The following is an 18,497-nucleotide window of genomic DNA, read 5'->3' as shown; positions in this document are numbered from 1 at the left end:
GCACGGCGCTCACGCGTTGACGAGCACCACCACGACGAGCGCGACGATCACGGCGTTGAACGCGAACGCGACGACGGCGTGGGTCGTGACCATCCGGCGCGTGACCGTGTCGAGCACCGTGACGTCGGCGGTCGAGAAGGTCGTGCTCACGCCCGCGGCGAGGTACACGTAGTCGGCGTAGGCGCGCGGTCCCTCGCCGGGGAACGCGAACCCGAGGCCGTCGCCGGCCGCGACGTCGCGGCGCGCGTAGTGCACGGTGTGTGACACGAGCACCGCGACCCACGACACGACGATGACCGCGACACCCAGGACGGTCAGCGCGGGGGCCGCGGCCCACGCGACGCCCTGGGCGAGGGCGAACCCGACGAGCAGCGCCATGACCGCGAACTGGACGGACCACGCCGTCGACCCGCCGCCGAGGAGCAGCCTGCGGACGCGGCCGCGCCCGTCGGGGTGCGCGCGCAGCAGCGCCCGCTCGAGCTCGGGGCCGCGGCGCCCGGCGAACGCGACGCACGTCAGCGCGCAGGAGAGCCCGGCGAGCACGACCCAGACGAGGAGGCCCGCCGCCACGGGGACGGTCCGGTCGTCGAGGCCGAGCGGGTCCTCCGCGAGGAGCACGACGACCGGGCCGGTCACCAGCGCGACGACGGTCGAGACGAGGGTCCGGGTGCTCTCGGGGACGAGGCGGTCGCGCAGGGCGGGTCGGGCGGTGGACGGGCGTCGGGTCATGGGCCGCGAGGCTACCCGGCCGCTGCGCCCGACCTCAGCGCGGTCCGGGTGCCACGAGCTCGCCGACGAGGCGGACGGCGAGCGCCCGCACGTCGCGGCCCTCGCTCAGCGCGCTCACCGCGGCGCCGTCGACGACCGCGACGAGGAGCGACGCCGCGACGTGGCCGAGTCCCCGGACGGCGAGGAGCTGCGCGACGGCGTCGTCCAGCCCCTGCCGCCCCGTGCCGTAGGCCCGGGCGAGCGCCGGGTAGCGGCCCGCGCCGACGAGGTGCTCGTAGAAGCCCCTCAGCTCGCTCTCCCCGCCGGGCGGCAGGACGGCGTCGACGAGGACGCGCGCGTCCTCCCGGGCCCGGTCGCCGCCGCGAGCCGCGCGCTCCGCGGCGCCGTGCGCGTGCTCCGCCCACCCGGTGACGATGAGCTCGCCGGCCGCGCCCATGAGGTCGTCGAGGCCGGTGAAGTAGTAGGTGGTGGCGGCGAGCGGGACGTCGGCGCGCGTCGCGACGGCGCGGTGCGTCACCGCGGCGGGGCCGTCCTGGAGGATGAGCTCCGCGGCGGCGCGGACGATCGCGTCCCGGCGCGCGACACCGCGCGCCTGGCGCCGCGGTGCGGGTCGTCGGTCGGCGGTCTCGGTCGGCGTCGTCCCCACCCGCACACCGTAGGGCACCTGCCGCGTGGTCGTCAGGCGGGCAGGCGTCCCGCGCCCGCCGCCCGCAGCGCGTCGACGACGCGCGCGACGTCGGGCTCGCGCACGCGCGCGGTGCCGACGACCACGCCGTGCTCGGTCGGCTCGGCGCGCCCGACGCCCGTCCCGCTCAGGGGCTCGACGGGCACGCCGGCCGAGCGCAGGCCGTCGACCGCCGCGTCCTCGGCCGCCGGGCCGGGGAGCGGGACGACGAGGTGGAGACCTGCCGCGACGCCCCCGACCGTGACGCCGGGCAGGGCCTCGCCGAGCGCGACGAGCAGCGCGCGGCGCCGCCGCTGGTAGACCGCCCGGGCCCGGCGCAGGTGCCGCTGGTACGTCCCCGAGCCGAGGAGCGCCGCGAGCGCCGCCTGCTCGGGGACGGACGTGCCGAGGTCGGCGTGGCGCTTGGCCTCGACGAGCGGCCCGACGACGCGCGGCGGCGCGACGACCCAGCCCAGCCGCAGCGCGGGCGACAGGAGCTTGGAGACGGACCCGAGGAGCACGACCCTCCCGGGGTCCAGGGGCTGCACCGACGCCACGGGCCGGCGGTCGTAGCGCAGCTCGGCGTCGTAGTCGTCCTCGAGCACGAGGCGGTCCCCCGCGGCGGCCCACGCGAGCAGCGCACGACGGCGCGCCGGGGCGAGCACGACGCCCAGCGGGAACTGGTGCGCGGGCGTCACGAGGGCCGCGCGCGCGTCGCCGGGGAGCAGGTCGGTCCGCAGGCCGTCGGCGTCCACGGGCACGCCGACGGGCCGGGTCCCCGCGTCGCGCAGGAGCTCGAGCGCGCCGCGGGACGACGGGTCCTCGACGGCGACCGTGACGGGCCCCGGGCCTGGGCCCGGGTCCGGCCCCGGCGCCACCCGGCCGTCGGCGAGCAGCCGCGCGAGCAGCGCGAGCGCCTGGGCCACGCCGCTCACCACGACGACGTCGCGGGCGCTCACGTGCGCGCCGCGGCTGCGGCGCAGGTGCTCCGCGAGCGCCGCGCGCAGCGCGGGCAGGCCCTGGGGGTCCGGGTAGCCGAGGTCGGCGTCGGCAAGCCCGCGCACGCCGTCGCGGACGGCGCGCGCCCACGCCGCCCGAGGGAACAGCGCCGGGTCCGGCGTCCCGACGCTCACCGGCCGGGCCGCCGCGGCGCCGGGCCGGGCGGCTCCGGAGCCCGCCTCGCCGAGCAGCACCGCGCCCCGGGCGGACGGCGCCGCAGGGAGCGCCGCGACGACGACACCCGACCTCGGCCGGGACACGAGCAGCCCCTCACCGACGAGCACGTCGACCGCCGTCGTCACCGTGCCGCGCGACACCCCGAGCGCGACGGCGGCGTCCCGGCCCGACGGCAGGACCGTGCCCGCCGGCACCCGCCCCTCGACGACGGCCGCACGCAGGCCGTCCTGCAGCCAGCGGCCGACGTCGCGCGCGGGGCGCGGACCGAGCGCGAGCAGCAGGGCGTCGGGCGCGAGCCGGGTCGTCATCTGGACCAGTGAACCAGGCACGACCTGGCCCTGCACCCTGGTCCAGCCGACTCCTACGGTCGAGGCATGACTCCCGCACCCGACCGTCCCGGCAGCCGGCGGACCGGCGACCTGCGCTGCGCCGCCGGCATGGCGATCGTCGGCTCGTCGTTCGTCGCGTCCGCCGCCCTCGCCGGGTTCCCGGTGCTGGGCGGCCAGGCCGCGCGCTACGCCGTCGCCGCGCTCCTCCTGCTCGCCGTCCTCGCCGTGCGCCGGGTGCCGCGGGTCCTCCCCTCGCCCCGGGCGCTCGGGCGCCTGACCGCGCTCGCGGCCACGGGGCTCGTCGGCTTCAGCGTCCTCGTCGTCGAGAGCGCGGGCCGCGCCGACCCGTCGCTCGTCGGGGCCGTCGTGGGTGCCTCGCCCGTGGTCCTCGCAGCCGCGGGCGCCCTCCGGGCCCGGCGGCTCGCGGTCCGCACCCTCGCGGCCGCCGTCGTGGTGACCGCCGGGGTCGTGGTCGTCGAGGGCGGCGGGGCGGGCGACCCCGTCGGCGTCGCGCTCGCGCTCGGCGCGCTCGCGTGCGAGGTGTCCTTCTCCCTGCTCGCCGTCCCCCTCCTGCCGACGCTCGGGGCGCTGCGCGTCTCCGCCTACGCGTGCGTCCTCGCCGTCCCGCAGCTCGCCGTGCTCGGGCTCGTGCGGCAGCGGGTGTCGGGGAGCCCGTTCCTCGCCGTGCCCGACGGCGCCGAGCTCGCCGCGCTCGCCTACCTCGCCGTCGTCGTCACGGCCGTCGCGTTCCTCCTCTGGTACTCCGGCCTCGCGACGATCGGTCCCGCGCGCGCCGGGCTGTTCGCGGGCCTGCTGCCCGTGGCGGCGCTCGCCGCGTCGGTCGTGCTCGGGTTCGAGGAGCCGACCGCGCGGTCGGTCGTCGGGACGCTCGTGGTCGGTGCCGGGCTCGTGCTCGGCCTCGCCCCGACGCGCGGACGCCGGCCCTTCGCGCACCGGCTACCGTGGCGGGCGTGAGCAGCACCGACCCCGCCTCCGCCGCGCCCGACCCCGCCGCGCTCCCCCGCCAGGTCTCCGAGACGTTCGACCCCCGCGCCTGGCGCGAGGTCGGCGGCTTCGAGGGCCTCACCGACCTCACGTACCACCGCGGCGTCGAGCGCGACGCCGGCGGCGCCGTCGCGCGCGACCTGCCCGTGGTCCGCGTCGCGTTCGACCGGCCCGAGGTGCGCAACGCGTTCCGGCCCCACACCGTCGACGAGCTGTACCGCGTCCTCGACCACGCGCGCATGACGTCGGACGTCGGGACCGTGCTCCTCACGGGCAACGGGCCGTCGCCCAAGGACGGCGGGTGGGCGTTCTGCTCGGGCGGCGACCAGCGGATCCGCGGGCGCTCCGGCTACCAGTACACGACCGCGCCCGACGGCGGCGGCGACGTGCACACGCGCGACGCCGTCGACCCGGGGCGCGCGGGCCGCCTGCACATCCTCGAGGTGCAGCGGCTCATCCGGACGATGCCGAAGGTCGTGGTCGCGGTCGTCAACGGCTGGGCCGCGGGCGGCGGGCACTCGCTGCACGTCGTCGCAGACCTGTCGATCGCGAGCCGCGAGCACGCGCGGTTCAAGCAGACCGACGCGAACGTCGGGTCGTTCGACGGGGGCTACGGCTCGGCGTACCTCGCGCGGCAGGTGGGCCAGAAGCGCGCGCGAGAGATCTTCTTCCTCGCACGGGAGTACTCCGCGCAGGACGCGTACGCGTGGGGCGCGGTCAACGAGGTCGCGGACCACGCGGACCTGGAGGCGCTCGCGATCGAGTACGCGCGGGTGATCGCGACGAAGTCGCCGCAGGCGATCCGGATGCTGAAGTTCGCGTTCAACCTCGCGGACGACGGGCTCATGGGGCAGCAGGTCTTCGCGGGCGAGGCGACGCGGCTGGCGTACATGACGGACGAGGCCGTCGAGGGCCGCGACGCGTTCCTCGAGCGGCGCGACCCGGACTGGGGACGCTTCGGCTACGCGTTCTGACGAGCAGGCTCAGGAGCCGCCGACGAGGCTCGTCAGCATCTCGATGAGGCCGCGGCCGACGAACGCCGCCGCGACGGCGAGGCCGAACAGGAGCCCGACGGAGACGACGACCGGGGCGGCCGAGCGGGCGACGCCGGGCTCGTCGTCGCGCGACGCGCGCGGCGCGTACGACGGCGGGAGCGGGGTCTGGTCCGCGCGCTGCGGGGCGCCCTCGGACGGGGTGCGGGGCTGGGACGGGTGGACGGGGTGCGGGACGACGGTTGCCATGACTCCACGGTGCCGCCCGGGACCCCCTCGGCGCGTCGGCCCCGCGGCTCGACCTGAGCGGCGGGCGGTCCCCCTCGGGGCGGAGCGGTCGTACGCCGTGGGGCGGACGCCGTCCGCCCCACTGCGGAAGGTCAGCCGGCGGTCCAGCTCCCCGAGCCGGTCGGCACGAGCTCGATCCACGACGCGCCCGGCTCGAGCTCGACCGGCTCGCCGTCCGCCCCGGTGAGCACGAGCGGAGCCTCGACCCCCTCCTTGGACCACGTCACCGCGACCTGCTTGCCGCCGCTCGCGACGACGCCCTCACCGGTCCCGACGAGCTGCGTCTCGGGGACGGCCACGCCCGCCGGGTCCTTGAACGGCGTGTCCACCATCGTCGCGGCGAGCAGCACGACGTTCGTCGCCGACAGCCGCACCTCGTCCGCGGAGACCGCCGGCCGGTCGCCCTCGCTCCGCACGTAGCGGCCCTCGCCGCCGTCCCACTCCCACACGGCGCGGCTCGCGTGGGTGAGGCGCACGTCGAGCCGGGTCGCGGGAGCGCCCGCGACCGTCGCGGTCGCCGTCCCCGGCTCGCGCGCGAACACGAGCTGCGCGGGCGGCGGGGACGTGCGGTCGTCGTCGGCCTGGGCCCAGAACGTCTCGGGGCTGCCGTACACGTTGTGCGGGGCGCGCCGCGCCCGGGTGGTCGTGAAGCCGTCGTCGCCCTCGTCCATGACGACCGACTGGACGCCCGCGGCCCCCACGGCATCGATGAAGGGCTGCTGCCCGCCCGTGTACGCGAGGACGCCGTGCAGCGGAGCGACGATCGCCGGGTCCATCGGCCGCACCGAGCGGACGGGGCCCACGCTCTGCGGCACCTGCGAGTGGAAGACGGCGACGAAGCGGGTGATGCCGCCCTCGACGACCTCCTCCCACACGACGTCCGCCTGCTCGAGCCCGGTCTGCGGGCGTGCCTGGGGCGCGTTCTCGATCTTCACCGCGAGCGCCGGCCGGTCCGCGACCTCGTCGGCCGCGACGCCCGTGAGGGGCCACACGAGGGGGACGTCCGGCGTCGGGGGGTCCCCCTTGGCGCCGGACACGTCCGGCTCGACCGTCGTGGTGCTCGGCGTCGCCGGCTCGCCCGCGCACCCGGCGAGCGCGACCGCCGCCGCCGTCACGACCGCGGCGAGCGCGGTCCCCCGGACTCCTCGTCCCGTCCTCGTCACCCTCGACCTCCCGACGGCCCGGGGCCCCTGCCCGTGCCGGCACCGCGACGGACCTGTGTCCTCGGCCACGGTACGACCCGACCTAGGCTGATCCGGTGAACCGCGCCGTCGTCCCCGCCGATCTGGACGCCCTCGTCGCGGCGGTCGGGGCCGCGCTCGACGGCGACGGCCCGCCCGTCGCGCCCGTCCCGCTGCTCCCCCGGCCCCCGGGCTCCGGATCGACCCCGGCCGACGTGCCTGCGGGCACCGCGCTCGTGCTGCGCACGTCGGGTTCGACGGGCACGCCCCGGGAGGTGCTGCTCGGTGCGGACGCGCTGCGCGCGTCGGGCGCCGCGACGCACGAGCGGCTGGGCGGCCCGGGGCACTGGCTCCTCACGCTGCCCCCGACGCACGTCGCCGGGGTGCAGGTCGTCGCGCGCGCCCACGCCGCGGGGCGGGGCCTCACGGTCGCACCCCCGGGCGAGCCCTTCACCCCGGGCGGGTTCGCGGCGCTCGTCGCGCGCGCCCCGCGCGGCGAGCGCCGGTACGTCTCGCTCGTCCCGACCCAGCTCCACCGCCTCGTCGCGGCGGCGGACGCCGGGACCGACGACGGCGCCGCGGGGCTCGACGCGCTCCGCGCGCTCGACGCCGTGCTCCTCGGCGGCGCGGCGACGCCGCCCGCGCTGCTGCGCCGCGCGTGGTCCGCGGGGGTCCGCGTCGTCACCACGTACGGCATGACGGAGACGTGCGGCGGCTGCGTGTACGACGGCGTCGCCCTCCCGGGGGCCCGCGTCCGGCTGGTCCCGGCGGACGACGCGGATCCAGGCGTCGTCGAGCTCTCGGGGCCGTTCCTCGCGCACGGCTACCTCGGGGAGCCGGACGCGACCGCGGCCGCGTTCCGCACGGACGACGACGGCACGCGCTGGTTCCGCACGAGCGACCTCGGCCGGCTCGACGGCCCGCCGGACGCACCGGTGCTCACCGTCCTCGGCCGCGCGGACGACGTGATCGTGTCGGGCGGCGTGAACGTCGCCCCGGCGGCGGTCGAGGCCGTGGTCGGCGAGGTCGCAGGCGTCGGGGAGACCTGCGTCGTGGGGGTGCCGCACCCGGAGTGGGGCCACGAGGTCGTCGCGGTCGTCACGCTCGCGGGCGCGCAGCGCGGCGACGGTGCCACGCCGGGCACGGCGGGCGCCGGGGACGTGGCGAGCGCACCGCCCGATCTCGTCGCCGCCGTGCGGGGCCGCGTCGCGGATAGGCTGGAGCGGGCGGCCGCACCCCGCCGCGTGCTCGTCGTCCCGGACCTCCCCCGGCGCGGGCCCGGCAAGGTGGACCGCGCCGCGGTGGCCCGGATCGCCGTCGGGCACGGGCGGACGCAGCCCGGCTGAGCCCGGCCCGACCACCCGCCGCACGACCGAGACGCACGACCGAGACGCACGACCGAGACGGAGCACCATGGCCAGCACGACCCAGTGGGTCGCGGGCGCACGCCCGCGCACCCTCCCTGCCGCCGCGACGCCCGTCATCGTGGGTTCCGGTGCCGCGGCCCAGGTGGACGGGTTCGCGTTCTGGCCCGCGCTGCTCGCCCTCGGGGTCGCGCTCGCGCTCCAGGTCGGTGTGAACTACGCCAACGACTACTCGGACGGCGTGCGGGGCACCGACCTCGACCGCGTCGGGCCGCTGCGGCTCACCGCGTCCGGGCTCGCGCGCCCCGGGCAGGTCCGCGCCGCGGCGTTCGCCGCGTTCGGCGTCGCGGGCGTGCTGGGGCTCGTCCTGTGCGCGGTCACGGGCCACTGGTGGCTCCTGGCGGTCGGCGCCCTCGCCATCCTCGCCGCCTGGTACTACACGGGCGGGCGGAACCCCTACGGATACCGCGGCCTCGGCGAGGTCGGGGTGTTCGTGTTCTTCGGCCTCGTCGCGACGCTCGGCACCACGTACACCCAGGCCGGGGTCGTCACGTGGCCGTCCGCGGTCGGCGCGGTCGCCGTCGGCCTGCTCGCGTGCGCGATCCTCATGGTCAACAACATCCGTGACATCCCCACCGACGTCGTGGCGGGCAAGCGCACGCTCGCGGTGCGGCTCGGCGACTTCCGGGCGCGCCGCGCCTACGTCGCGATGATCTGGGTCCCGCTCCTGCTGGCGGTCGTGTGCGCGTTCGCGTCGCCGTGGGCGCTCGGGACGCTCGTGCTCCTGCTGCCCGCCGCGCTCCTCACCGTCCCGGTGATCGCGGGTGCGCGCGGTCCGCTCCTCGTCCCGGTGCTCGCGGGCACCGGCCTGTTCGAGCTCGGCTACGGCGTCCTGCTGGGGGTCGGGCTGGCGCTCTGAGCGCGTCCTCCGCCCCGGCGGAGCGGCTCGAGCATCCCGGCCGGGACGTTCCCGGTCAGCGCGCCGGGGAGGTTCCCGGACGGCCTGTCGCGTCGGCGTCGGCGTCGGCGTCTGCCTCCGCGTCCTCGGCCGCCGCGTCGTCCTCGATCTCGCGGGAGAAGCGCTCGCCCGTCCGGGCGCGGTGCTCGGCCCGGGCGGCGAGGTAGCGCGAGGCCGCCTCGCGGGGCTTGCTCAGCGTCAGGTAGGACAGCATGAGCGCGACGACGGCGGCGACGAGCACGAGCAGCCAGCCGCGGAGGCCGGCGAACCAGAGGGCGCCGAGCGCGACGGCGAGGAGCAGCAGGCGCAGGACGGAGTAGACGACGACAGGCACGACTCCAGGGTACGGCCCGTAGGCTGGAGCCATGCTCCGCGTCCTGCTCCCGCTCCTCGCCGTCGGTCTCGCCGTCTACGCGCTCGTCGACCTCGCCTCGAGCGACGAGGACGAACGCGGCGGCATCCCCAAGGGGCTGTGGGTCGTGCTCATCATCCTCCTGCCGTTCCTCGGCCCGATCGCCTGGATCCTCGTCAAGCGCTCCGCGTCGCGGTCCGGCACGCGCGCCCGGCCCGCCGGTCGCCCCGGTCCCGGCTCCGCCGCCGGGGGCACGCGGCGGCGGCGCAGCGCGCCCGTCGCGCCCGACGACGACCCCGAGTTCCTCTGGCGCCTCGAGCAGCAGCAGCGCCGCCAGGCCCGCGACGGCTCCCCGACGCCGACCGCCGACGACGCTCCGGCCACGGACGCGACGCCCGAGGACGAGCGCACCGACGACGGCGACGCGCGCCGCCCCGGCGCGAGCAACCCCTCGGAGGACGGCGACGACGCGACGCGCTGAGGCGCCCCCGCAGGGCCCCAGGCTCGCGCCACGACGCGGCGCGCACCACCCGGCCCGCAGCACCACGAGCTCGCACCACCCGGCCCGCAGCAGACAACAAGGGGCCGCCGTCCGGATCGGACGGCGGCCCCTTGTCGTCGTGCTGCGACGCGGCGGCGGGAGACGGTCGGTCAGTCGCCCGGGTTGAGGCCCGAGTACGAGTGCTTGCCGTTGAACAGCAGGTTCACGCCGGTGAAGTTGAAGAGCACGCACGCGTAGCCGACGATCACGAAGTACGCCGCGCGGCGGCCGGACCACCCGCGGGTCGTGCGCGCGTGCAGGTACGCCGCGTACACGATCCAGACGACGAAGCTCCAGACCTCCTTGGGGTCCCAGCCCCAGTAGCGGCCCCACGCGTGCTCGGCCCAGATCGCGCCGCCGATGAGGGTGAAGGTCCACAGCACGAACGCCACCGCGTTGAGGCGGAAGCTCAGCGCCTCGAGCTGCAGCGGGCCGGGCGTCGAGTCGAGCCAGCGCCACCCGCGCGCTCCGAGGAACGCGTTGCCCGAGTCGCGCGAGTCGCGGAGCAGCTGGAGCACCGAGGTCACGAACGCGACGGTGAAGATGCCCGTCGCGACGATCGCGACGCCGACGTGGATGACGAGCCAGTAGGACTGGAGCGCGGGCTGCACGCCCGTCGCGACGACGAAGAAGGCGTTCTGGGCGAGCACGAGGAACAGGACCGAGAGCCCCGTGACGAACGAGCCGAGGAACCGGACGTCGCGCTTGAGGGAGACGACGAGGAACGCCGCGAGGGCGACGAACGTGCCGACGAGCGTGAACTCGTACATGTTGGCCCAGGGCGTGCGGCCGGCCGCGACGCCGCGCGTGACGATCGCGACGAGCAGCAGCGCGGTGCCGAGCCAGGTCAGCGAGATGCCGATGTTGCCCGCCTTGCGCGACGGCTCCGGCGCGTCGGCGGCGGGCGCGCCCGCGACGGTGCCCGTCGCGTCCGGTCCGTAGGGGGACGCCGACGGGGCACCGGCGGAGGCGAGCACCTCGGCGCGGTCCGTGGTGCGCTCGCGCGCGTCGGCCTGCTCGACGTCCACGCGGCCCGCGAGCCGCGTGAGGTCGATCGCGAACGCGACGAGCGCGAGGGTCAGCGCGGTGGCTGCGGCCCAGACGAGGTCCTGGCTCAGCTCGGCGAGGGTCATCGGTCAGCCTTTCGTGCGCGGTCGCGCTGTCGGGTCCTGTGCGGGACGCCCGGTCGGGCGGGTGCCGTCCGCCGGGGCGCGCCCCGACGACGAGGTGAGGTCGCCCTCACCCGATGGTGCCACGCCGGGGAGCGCGGCGAGAAGCGAGTCGACCTCGCCCTGGAGCCCGGCGTCGTCGCCCCGGGCGAGGCCCGCGACGGCGACGACCGTCCGCTCGCGCGGCGCGTCGTCGTCGGCCGTGCCGGGCACCTCCTCACGCCACGCCCGCACCCAGACGCGGCGGCGCGGTGTGAAGAGGGAGACGGCGAGGCCCAGCAGGGCGCCGAGCGAGAAGACGAGCACCCAGGTCAGCGACGGGTCGTGCCGCAGGTCGAGGGCCACGTAGCGCGGCAGGGAGTCGAACGTGATGGTGCCGAGACCGTCCGGGAGGTCGACGGTCTCGCCGGGCGCGACGAGGATCTTCACGCGCTCGCCGTCCTCGTCGACCGACGGCGTGAGGTCGTCGGTGTCGAGGCGGTAGACGTTCTGCGGCAGGCCCTCGTCGAGACCCAGGTCGCCCCGGTACACCTCGAGCACGAGGAGCGGGTTGATCGGCTGCGGGTACACCGACGCCGCGGACTCGCCGTCGGCGCTGAGCTCGGCCGTCGGCAGGAAGTACCCGACGAGACCGACCTGGTCGAGGCCGTCCGACACGTCGGGCACCTTGATGACGCCGCGCGACGTGTACATCGTGTCCTCCGGGAGGAACGGCACGCGGCCCGAGAAGGCGACCTCGCCGTCGGCGTCGTGCACCGTGACCTCGGGCGCGAACCCGTTGCCCTGGAGGTAGATCTTCGCGCCCCCCGCGGTGAGCGGGTGGTTGACCTTGATGGTCTCCTCGTGCGTCCCGCCGTCGGGGTCGCGCACCGTGACGAACGCCGTGAAGTCGCGCGACTGGGCGAATGCCGCGGCGTCCGCGGCGAACTCCGACTCGAACGCGTCGAGCGTCATGGAGAACGGGACGAGCGACGACGGGCGGAACCAGGCGCCGTTCTCGAACGTGTCGTAGTCGACGACGGCGTTCGCGAACCCGCGGCCCTCGGTGACGATCGCCTGGCCGCGGTAGTGCAGGAGCTGGCCGGTCGCGACCGCGACGAGCAGCCCGACGAGGGACAGGTGGAACAGCAGGTTCCCGGTCTCGCGCAGGTAGCCGCGCTCCGCGGAGACCGTCCGGGCGGCGGGCCGGGCGGCGGCGCGCCCGCGCGCGGGCGCCGCGTCCTCGGCGCCGGTGTCGACGCGGAAGGTCGGGAGCCAGGACAGGCGCCCCCGCAGGTGCGAGCTCGCCGCCTCGACGACCTCGTCGGGCGTCGCGTCCGTGACGGCGCGGCCCTGCGCGGGGAACCGGTCGAAGCGGCGGGGCGTGCGCGGCGGCCGGGACCGCAGCGCCTGCCAGTGCGCCTTCGTCCGCGGCAGGATGCACCCCACGAGCGAGACGAACAGCAGGATGTAGATCGCCGAGAACCACACCGAGGAGAAGACGTCGAAGAAGCCGAGGCGGTCGAGCCACTCCCCCGTCGTGGGGTTCTCCTGGAGGTAGCGGAGCACCGCCGCCGGGTCCTGCGGGCGCTGCGGCAGGACGGACCCGGGCACCGCGGCGACCGCGAGCAGCATGAGGAGCATGAGCGCGACGCGCATGCTCGTCAGCTGTCGCCACGTCCAGCGCAGCGCGCCGCGCCACCCGAGCGTCGGGAGCGCCGGCCCGTCGCCGCGCGCGCCACCCTTCCCGCCCGACGGCGTCCGGTCCCCCGGGCCGTCGCCCGCGGAGAACGCGTCGTCGATGCCCTCGGGGCGGTAGCCCGTCCGCACGGTCTTCTCCGCCTCGTCCGCCTGCTGGGTCTGCTCGGTCTCGCCCGGCTCGCCGGTCCGCTGGCTCATCTCACACCACCGTCACGTATCCACCGATCCAGCCCTGCAGCGACGTCGTCCACGTCGTCCACAGGCCCGTGACCAGCGCCAGACCGATGAGCACCAGCAGCCCGCCGCCGATCCGCATGATCGCGAGACGGTGCCGGCGCAGGAACCCGAGCATGCGCTGCGAGCTCTGGAGCCCCAGCGCGATGAGGAGGAAGGGCACGCCCAGCCCGAGGCAGTACGCGACGCCGAGGATCGCGCCGCGCCCCGCCGACGCCTCGCTGAGCGACAGCGCCTGGACGGCGACGAGCGTGGGGCCGAGGCACGGGGTCCAGCCGAGCCCGAACACGATGCCGAGCAGCGGCGCCCCCCACAGCCCGGCCTGCGGGCTCACGTGCAGGCGCCGCTCGCGCTGGAGGAAGGGCAGCGCGCCGAGGAACGCGAAGCCCATGAGGATCACGACCACGCCGAGCACGCGCGTGATGACGTCCTCCCAGCGGACCAGGTGCACGCCGATCGCGCCCGCCGCGAACATGAGCGCCACGAACACGAGCGTGAACCCGGCGACGAACAGCCCGACCCCCGCGAGCACGCGGCCCCGGCTCGGTGCCGCGACCCGGGTGGCCGTCGTCGTGCCCCCGGACGCCTTGCCTCCGCTGCCGGTGGTGGCGGCGGCCATGCCCGAGACGTAGCCGACGTACCCCGGCACGAGCGGCAGCACGCACGGGGACGCGAACGAGACGAGACCGGCGATGACCGCGACGGGCACCGCGAGCAGCATCGAGCCGCTCCACACGGTCGTCGCGAAGGTGTCGCCGATGCTCGACGCGGCGGCCGCGGGGACGGCGGCGGCGAGGGGCGTGAGGACGGGCACGGTCAGCTCTCGGCGAGGACGTCGTCGACCAGGGCGGTGAGCGTCGAGCCCTCGACGAGCCCGATGACGCGCGCCGCGACACGGCCCTCGCGGTCGAGCACGACCGTGGACGGCACGGCCTGGAGCGGGACGGTTCCCGAGAGCGCCGCGACGACCTCGCCGGAGCGGTCGTCGATCGACGGGTAGGGGACGTCGAACCGACGCTGGAACGCCTGGGCGGCACCCGCCTCGTCGGTGGTGTTGATCCCGAGCACCTGCACGCCGTCGTCGGCGCGGTCGTCGGCGAGCGCCACGAGGTCGGGCGCCTCGGCCCGGCACGGCGCGCACGCCGCGTACCAGGTGTTGAGCACGACGACGTCCCCGAGCCACGCGCTCGTGTCGACCTGCTCGCCCTCGTAGTCCGTGCCCGTGAGCGCGACGACATCGCCGCGCTCGTCGGCGTCCCACGTGCGGACCGACCCGTCGCCCGAGACGAAGCCCTGGCCCACGACGTCGGTCGTCGCGCCGGAGTCCTGGGCGGCGCACGCCGCGAGGCCGAGGGTCGCGGCGAGCACGACGGCGCCCGTCAGCGCCCGGCGCACGGGTCGGCGACGCGACGGCACGGCAGCAGCCCGCGCCTCGACGGAGAGGGGGCGCGCGGCGCGCGCGCGCGAGTCGGCGGTCACGACGGCATCACGGGACGCACCCTGCCCGCGCTTCCTGAACGGGACCTGAGAGACGTGACCTCCGCCACGCCCGAACCGCGCAGTTCGGGCGTGGCGACCATGGCGACAGCGCTGGACATGACCGACGTCACGCCCCCGAGACGGTCGCCGCGCCCGGGAGGAGGTCCGCGACCGGCTCGGTGTAGTGCAGGCCGACCAGGCGGTCGTCCTCGAAGTGCAGGGACGTGAGCGACGCGAGCGAGCACTCGCGCTTGCGCGGGTCGTGCCAGAGCCGGCGGTTCTCGAAGCTCAGGCGCGTGAGCCACACCGGGAGCTGGTGGCTGACGAGCAGCGCCTCGTGCCCGGCCGCCTTGTCCCGCGCGTCGGTGACGGCGGCCCGCATGCGCGCGACCTGCTCCACGTACGGCTCGCCCCACGACGGGCGGAACGGGTTCCACAGGTAGGGCCAGTGCTGCGGGTGCCGCAGCGAGCCGTCGCCGACGCCGAAGGTCTTGCCCTCGAAGTGGTTCGCGGCCTCGATGAGCCGCTCGTCCGTGCCGAGCTCGAGCCCGAACGCCTCGGCGGCTGGCGTCGCGGTCTCCTGCGCGCGCTGCAGCGGCGACGCCACGACGACCGTGAGGTCGGCGCGCGGGCGCGACGTGCCGTCGGGCCCGGGCTCGCCGGCGAGGTGCGCGGCGACGCGGCGAGCCATCTCGTGCCCGCGCTCGGAGAGGTGGTAGCCGGGGATCCGGCCGTAGAGGACGCCGTCGGGGTTGTGGACCTCGCCGTGGCGCAAGAGGTGGACGATGGTGGAGACCATGCCCACCAGTGTCCCGCACTCGGGGCGAGCGCACGCCATCGCGGGCCGACGTCGCGGGACGGGACGGGCGGGGACGCGCCGGGACGGGCCGGTCAGGTGTCGCGGTCGGCCTTGCACGCCTCGGCGACGGCGGCCATCGCCTCGCCCAGCGCGCGGAACTGCTCCGGCGTGAGCACGTCGACCAGGTAACGGCGCACGGCCGCGACGTGCGCGGGCGCCGACGCGACGAGCACGCGGTAGCCCTCGCTCGTCATCGCGCAGTTCACGCCGCGGCGGTCGCCCGAGCTCGCGGAGCGCCGGACCAGGCCGCGCGCCTCCATGCGCGCGACGGTGTGCGTCACGCGGCTGCGCGAGCGGGCGAGACCGTCCGCGAGCGCCGACATGCGCAGCGTGTGGTCGGGGCTCTCCGAGAGGCGCACGAGCAGCTCGTACTCGTTGAGGGACACGTCGGACCGCTCCTCGTGGTCACGACCCAGGGCCTCGATGAAGCGCACGGTCCCGTCGAGGTAGGCGCGCCACAGCCGCTGCTGCTCGGTGTCGAGCCAGCGCGGCTCGCCGGTCGGGGCGACTGCCGCGGTGCGGACGTTCCTCGCCGTCGGGATGTCGACGTCGTTGCTGGTCATGGGTCCTCGGCGGTGCGGGAGGGGCTGGGGGCGGTGCGGGGCGTCGCGGAACATTGTTCCACCCCACCGGGAATAGACGGATCGAGGGGTGCTGTTGATACGCTCGTCCGAAGTTGAACCTTCAACCACTTGGGTCCGCCAGGACCCCGACCACCACAGGAGCACCCATGGCCTCGTCGCTGCCCGCCGGCCTCACCACCGGTACCTACGCCCTCGACGCGTCGCACTCGCAGGCGTCGTTCACCGTCCGCCACGCCGGGATCTCCAAGGTCCGCGGCACCCTCGCGATCACCGACGGCACGATCACCGTGGGCGACGACCTCGAGTCGACGTCCGTGACCGCCCAGCTCGACGCCGCGTCCGTGAGCACGGGCGACGAGAACCGCGACAACCACCTGCGCAGCGCCGACTTCTGGGACGCCGAGAACAAGCCGACGTGGACGTTCACGTCGACGCGCATCACGGGCGACGGCGACGACTACGTCGTGGCGGGCGACCTGACCATCAACGGCGTCACCAAGCCGGTCGAGCTCGAGACCGAGTTCGCGGGCACCGCGACCGACCCGTTCGGCAACCCGCGCGCCGGGTTCGAGGCGACCACCGAGATCTCGCGCAAGGAGTTCGGCCTCACCTGGAACGCCGCGCTCGAGACCGGCGGCGTGCTCGTCGGCGACAAGATCAAGATCGCGCTCGACGTCTCGGCCATCAAGCAGGCCTGACCGTCCTCCCGGGCACGTCCCGGGCGAGACCGGCGCCCACCGGCAGGGGTGCCGCCCCGAGGGGCCGCGTGCAGAGCACGCGGCCCTTCGTCCCCCCGGGTCCGGGCGCCGGGCCCGCTCAGCGCTCCTGCGACGCCGCGAGCGCGCGGGCCTGCGAGTGGAACGCGAGGATCTGCAGCTCGCTGCCGACGTCCACGCCGCGCACGTCGACGTCCGCCGGGACCTGGAGCGCGCGCGGCGCGAAGTTGAGGATCTCGCGCACCCCGGCCGCGACCACGCGGTCCGCGACCGCCTGGGCGTGCGCCGCAGGCGTCGCGAGGACGACGATCGACACCTTCTCGCGCTCCACGACCTCCTCGAGCGCGTCGACGTGCTCGACGACGAGGCCCGCGGCCCGCGTCCCGACGACGTCCGGCGACGCGTCGAGCAGCGCCGCGACGTGGAAGCCGCGCTGCTCGTAGCCCGAGTAGTTCGCGAGGGCGTGCCCCAGGTTGCCGATCCCGACGATCGCGATCCGGTGCTCGTCGACCAGGCCCAGCGCCTCGGTGATGTACTGCGCCAGCGAGTCGACGTCGTAGCCCACGCCGCGCGTGCCGAACGAGCCGAGGAAGGACAGGTCCTTGCGCAGCTGCGCCGGGCCCACGCCGGACAGCTCCGCGAGCTCGACCGACGACGTCGTCCCGACGCCCCGCGCCACGAGGTCGCGCAGCGCACGCAGGTAGGACGGGAGCCGCGCCACCGTCGCGCTCGGGATCCCCGGCGCCGTCACCTCACCGACTACCTGCTCAGCCACCGTCACTCCGTCGTCCATGGGACCGTCCTCGTCGACGGTCACGCTCCACCGGGAGGAATCATCCCAGGTCCGTGCGCGGCACCGAAATCCGGGCCACCGCGCGCGCCAGCCGACGCGCGTCCACGCGCCAGAAGCCCTGCTGCACGCCGCCGACCGTGACGACCGGCACGTACTCGCCGTACTGCTCGCGCAGCGCCGGGTCCGCGCCCGGCGCGTCGACGTCGACCTCCGCCCACGCGACGCCGGCCTCGCGGCACACCGCCTCGACGACCGCCCGCGCGTCGTCGCACAGGTGGCAGCCCGCGCGGCCGAACAGCAGGACCGGGGCGGGGGCGTCGGAGGTGCTCACGCCTCCCAGGGTACGAGGCCCCGGCAGCCCGACCGCCTAGAGTGGAGGCATGGCGACGTCTCCCGGCCCGGGCCCCGACCCGACCTCCCGGCCGACGCTCCCCGAGGAGGCCCCCGCGCGCGCCCCCGGGCCGCCGCACCGGACCGCCGCGTTCTTCGACGTCGACAACACGATCATCCGCGGCGCGTCGTCGTTCCACCTCGCGCGCGCCCTGTACCAGCGCGAGTTCTTCTCGACGCTCGACATCGTGCGGTTCGCGGCGCACCAGGCCCGGTACCTCGTGTTCGGCGAGAACAAGCGGCAGATCGACCGCATCCGCTCGCGCGCCCTGGACCTCATCGCCGGGCGCTCCGTCGCGGAGGTCACCGCGATCGGCGAGGAGGTCTACGACACCGTCCTGTCGCTGCGCATCTACCCCGGCACGCGCCGTCTGCTCGACGAGCACCTCGCCGCCGGGCACCAGGTGTGGCTCGTCTCCGCGACCCCCGTCGAGATCGGCGAGCTCATCGCGCGTCGGCTCGGCACGACGGGCGCGCTCGGCACCGTCGCGGAGCACGAGGACGGCTTCTACACGGGACGGCTCGTCGGCGACATGATGCACGGCCGCGCCAAGGCCGCCGGGGTGCGGGCGCTCGCCGAGCGCGAGGGCATCGACCTCGAGGCGTCGTACGCGTACGGCGACTCGCTCAACGACGTGACGATGATGGAGGCCGTGGGGCACCCGTGCCCCATCAACCCCGACGCGCGCCTGCGCCGCCACGCGCAGGACGTCGGCTGGCCCATCCGCGAGTTCCGCGGGCGCCGCCGCCGCGTCGCCCGCAGCAGCGTCCGCACCGCGAGCTGGGCCGGCGCCGCCTGGGCCGCCGCGCTCGTCCTGCGCTCCGTGCGCCGCGCCGTCGACCGGCGCATCGCGCGCCTCTGACCCGGCCTGCGGGGGACGGCGACCGCCGGAGACGCGGGGGGGCCCGGGCCCCGGGGGGGGGCGGGGGGGGGCCCCGGGGGGGGGGGGGGGGCCCGCCGCGGCCGGCCCACACGCCCGCCCCCGCGGGGGGGGGGTGGGGCAGGGGGGCCCA

At 76.4% G+C, this 18,497-nt stretch carries 21 protein-coding genes; 7 read left to right on the top strand and 14 right to left on the bottom strand.

Annotated features, from left to right (window positions below):
- Positions 1-9 precede the first annotated feature (9 nt).
- Genes ABIE39_RS04680 through pdxR form a run of 3 tightly spaced genes read right to left on the bottom strand, consistent with a single transcriptional unit; the run spans position 10 to position 2,877 of the window.
- On the bottom strand, positions 10-729 hold the full coding sequence (locus ABIE39_RS04680) for a DUF1345 domain-containing protein (protein WP_175007747.1): 720 nt from the start codon (positions 727-729) through the stop codon (positions 10-12).
- Positions 730-763: 34 nt separating this feature from the next.
- Positions 764-1,375, bottom strand: a complete 612-nt coding sequence (locus ABIE39_RS04675; protein WP_354050641.1) for a TetR/AcrR family transcriptional regulator — start codon at positions 1,373-1,375, stop codon at positions 764-766.
- 32 nt (positions 1,376-1,407) lie between these two features.
- Positions 1,408-2,877 carry a MocR-like pyridoxine biosynthesis transcription factor PdxR gene (gene pdxR / locus ABIE39_RS04670; protein WP_354050640.1) on the bottom strand — a complete coding sequence of 490 codons (1,470 nt, stop codon included), beginning with the start codon at positions 2,875-2,877 and terminating at the stop codon, positions 1,408-1,410.
- A 66-nt stretch (positions 2,878-2,943) separates the two neighbouring features.
- Between pdxR and ABIE39_RS04665 the strand changes: the two genes are divergently transcribed.
- Together ABIE39_RS04665 and ABIE39_RS04660 are read left to right on the top strand one after the other, a co-directional pair.
- Positions 2,944-3,873, top strand: a complete 930-nt coding sequence (locus tag ABIE39_RS04665) for an EamA family transporter (RefSeq protein WP_354050638.1) — start codon at positions 2,944-2,946, stop codon at positions 3,871-3,873.
- Positions 3,870-4,877 carry a 1,4-dihydroxy-2-naphthoyl-CoA synthase gene (locus ABIE39_RS04660; RefSeq protein ID WP_354050636.1) on the top strand — a complete coding sequence of 336 codons (1,008 nt, stop codon included), beginning with the start codon at positions 3,870-3,872 and terminating at the stop codon, positions 4,875-4,877. The genes ABIE39_RS04665 and ABIE39_RS04660 overlap by 4 nt, the downstream gene beginning before the upstream one ends.
- A 9-nt stretch (positions 4,878-4,886) precedes the next feature.
- Here the strand turns inward: ABIE39_RS04660 and ABIE39_RS04655 are convergent, their stop codons facing one another.
- Positions 4,887-5,144, bottom strand: a complete 258-nt coding sequence (locus ABIE39_RS04655) for a hypothetical protein (RefSeq protein WP_108051261.1) — start codon at positions 5,142-5,144, stop codon at positions 4,887-4,889.
- Between the two features lie 131 nt (positions 5,145-5,275).
- Positions 5,276-6,346: a DUF3048 domain-containing protein gene (locus ABIE39_RS04650; protein WP_354050634.1), complete on the bottom strand. Its 1,071-nt coding sequence runs from the start codon at positions 6,344-6,346 to the stop codon at positions 5,276-5,278.
- Positions 6,347-6,441: 95 nt separating this feature from the next.
- On the opposite strand from ABIE39_RS04650, the gene ABIE39_RS04645 reads away from it, so the two are divergent.
- Together ABIE39_RS04645 and ABIE39_RS04640 are read left to right on the top strand one after the other, a co-directional pair.
- Positions 6,442-7,710: an AMP-binding protein gene (locus ABIE39_RS04645; RefSeq protein WP_354050632.1), complete on the top strand. Its 1,269-nt coding sequence runs from the start codon at positions 6,442-6,444 to the stop codon at positions 7,708-7,710.
- A gap of 67 nt (positions 7,711-7,777) precedes the next feature.
- Positions 7,778-8,647, top strand: a complete 870-nt coding sequence (locus ABIE39_RS04640) for a 1,4-dihydroxy-2-naphthoate polyprenyltransferase (RefSeq protein WP_074808794.1) — start codon at positions 7,778-7,780, stop codon at positions 8,645-8,647.
- 55 nt (positions 8,648-8,702) lie between these two features.
- Here ABIE39_RS04640 and ABIE39_RS04635 read toward each other — a convergent pair whose 3' ends face one another.
- Positions 8,703-9,020, bottom strand: coding sequence for a DUF4229 domain-containing protein (locus tag ABIE39_RS04635; protein WP_354050630.1), 318 nt, complete (start codon positions 9,018-9,020; stop codon positions 8,703-8,705).
- Positions 9,021-9,051: 31 nt separating this feature from the next.
- On the opposite strand from ABIE39_RS04635, the gene ABIE39_RS04630 reads away from it, so the two are divergent.
- The gene (locus ABIE39_RS04630; protein ID WP_175007740.1) at positions 9,052-9,519 is read left to right on the top strand and encodes a PLDc N-terminal domain-containing protein; all 468 of its coding nucleotides are present in this window, start codon (positions 9,052-9,054) and stop codon (positions 9,517-9,519) included.
- A 170-nt stretch (positions 9,520-9,689) separates the two neighbouring features.
- Here ABIE39_RS04630 and ccsB read toward each other — a convergent pair whose 3' ends face one another.
- The 6 genes from ccsB to ABIE39_RS04600 form a co-directional block, all read right to left on the bottom strand.
- Positions 9,690-10,712 carry a c-type cytochrome biogenesis protein CcsB gene (gene ccsB, locus ABIE39_RS04625; protein WP_108051253.1) on the bottom strand — a complete coding sequence of 341 codons (1,023 nt, stop codon included), beginning with the start codon at positions 10,710-10,712 and terminating at the stop codon, positions 9,690-9,692.
- 3 nt (positions 10,713-10,715) lie between these two features.
- Positions 10,716-12,626: a cytochrome c biogenesis ResB family protein gene (gene resB / locus ABIE39_RS04620; protein ID WP_175007739.1), complete on the bottom strand. Its 1,911-nt coding sequence runs from the start codon at positions 12,624-12,626 to the stop codon at positions 10,716-10,718.
- A 1-nt stretch (position 12,627) separates the two neighbouring features.
- Complete coding sequence (locus ABIE39_RS04615; RefSeq protein ID WP_175007806.1) at positions 12,628-13,422, bottom strand: cytochrome c biogenesis CcdA family protein; 795 nt, start codon at positions 13,420-13,422, stop codon at positions 12,628-12,630.
- 56 nt (positions 13,423-13,478) lie between these two features.
- The gene (locus ABIE39_RS04610) at positions 13,479-14,057 is read right to left on the bottom strand and encodes a TlpA disulfide reductase family protein (protein ID WP_175007805.1); all 579 of its coding nucleotides are present in this window, start codon (positions 14,055-14,057) and stop codon (positions 13,479-13,481) included.
- A gap of 211 nt (positions 14,058-14,268) precedes the next feature.
- A complete protein-coding gene (locus ABIE39_RS04605; protein ID WP_354050628.1) occupies positions 14,269-14,940 on the bottom strand; it encodes a histidine phosphatase family protein in 672 nt (223 codons plus the stop codon).
- 92 nt (positions 14,941-15,032) lie between these two features.
- Positions 15,033-15,563 (bottom strand): MarR family transcriptional regulator, encoded by a 531-nt coding sequence (locus ABIE39_RS04600; RefSeq protein WP_175007737.1) that lies wholly within the window; start codon positions 15,561-15,563, stop codon positions 15,033-15,035.
- A gap of 167 nt (positions 15,564-15,730) precedes the next feature.
- On the opposite strand from ABIE39_RS04600, the gene ABIE39_RS04595 reads away from it, so the two are divergent.
- The gene (locus ABIE39_RS04595; protein ID WP_043655749.1) at positions 15,731-16,282 is read left to right on the top strand and encodes a YceI family protein; all 552 of its coding nucleotides are present in this window, start codon (positions 15,731-15,733) and stop codon (positions 16,280-16,282) included.
- A gap of 118 nt (positions 16,283-16,400) precedes the next feature.
- On the opposite strand, the gene ABIE39_RS04590 is transcribed toward ABIE39_RS04595, so the two are convergent.
- Together ABIE39_RS04590 and ABIE39_RS04585 are read right to left on the bottom strand one after the other, a co-directional pair.
- Positions 16,401-17,075, bottom strand: a complete 675-nt coding sequence (locus tag ABIE39_RS04590) for a redox-sensing transcriptional repressor Rex (protein ID WP_021482510.1) — start codon at positions 17,073-17,075, stop codon at positions 16,401-16,403.
- Positions 17,076-17,133: 58 nt separating this feature from the next.
- Positions 17,134-17,424, bottom strand: coding sequence for a glutaredoxin family protein (locus ABIE39_RS04585; protein WP_255436971.1), 291 nt, complete (start codon positions 17,422-17,424; stop codon positions 17,134-17,136).
- Between the two features lie 49 nt (positions 17,425-17,473).
- Here ABIE39_RS04585 and ABIE39_RS04580 point away from each other — a divergent pair, with 49 nt between their 5' ends.
- Positions 17,474-18,346, top strand: coding sequence for an HAD-IB family hydrolase (locus ABIE39_RS04580; RefSeq protein ID WP_175007736.1), 873 nt, complete (start codon positions 17,474-17,476; stop codon positions 18,344-18,346).
- The last annotated feature ends 151 nt before the right edge of the window (positions 18,347-18,497 follow it).

Source organism: Cellulosimicrobium sp. 4261, assembly GCF_040546915.1.
GTDB classification, from domain to species: Bacteria; Actinomycetota; Actinomycetes; order Actinomycetales; family Cellulomonadaceae; genus Cellulosimicrobium; species Cellulosimicrobium cinnabarinum.
This window is presented reverse-complemented; position numbering and strand designations above follow the sequence as displayed.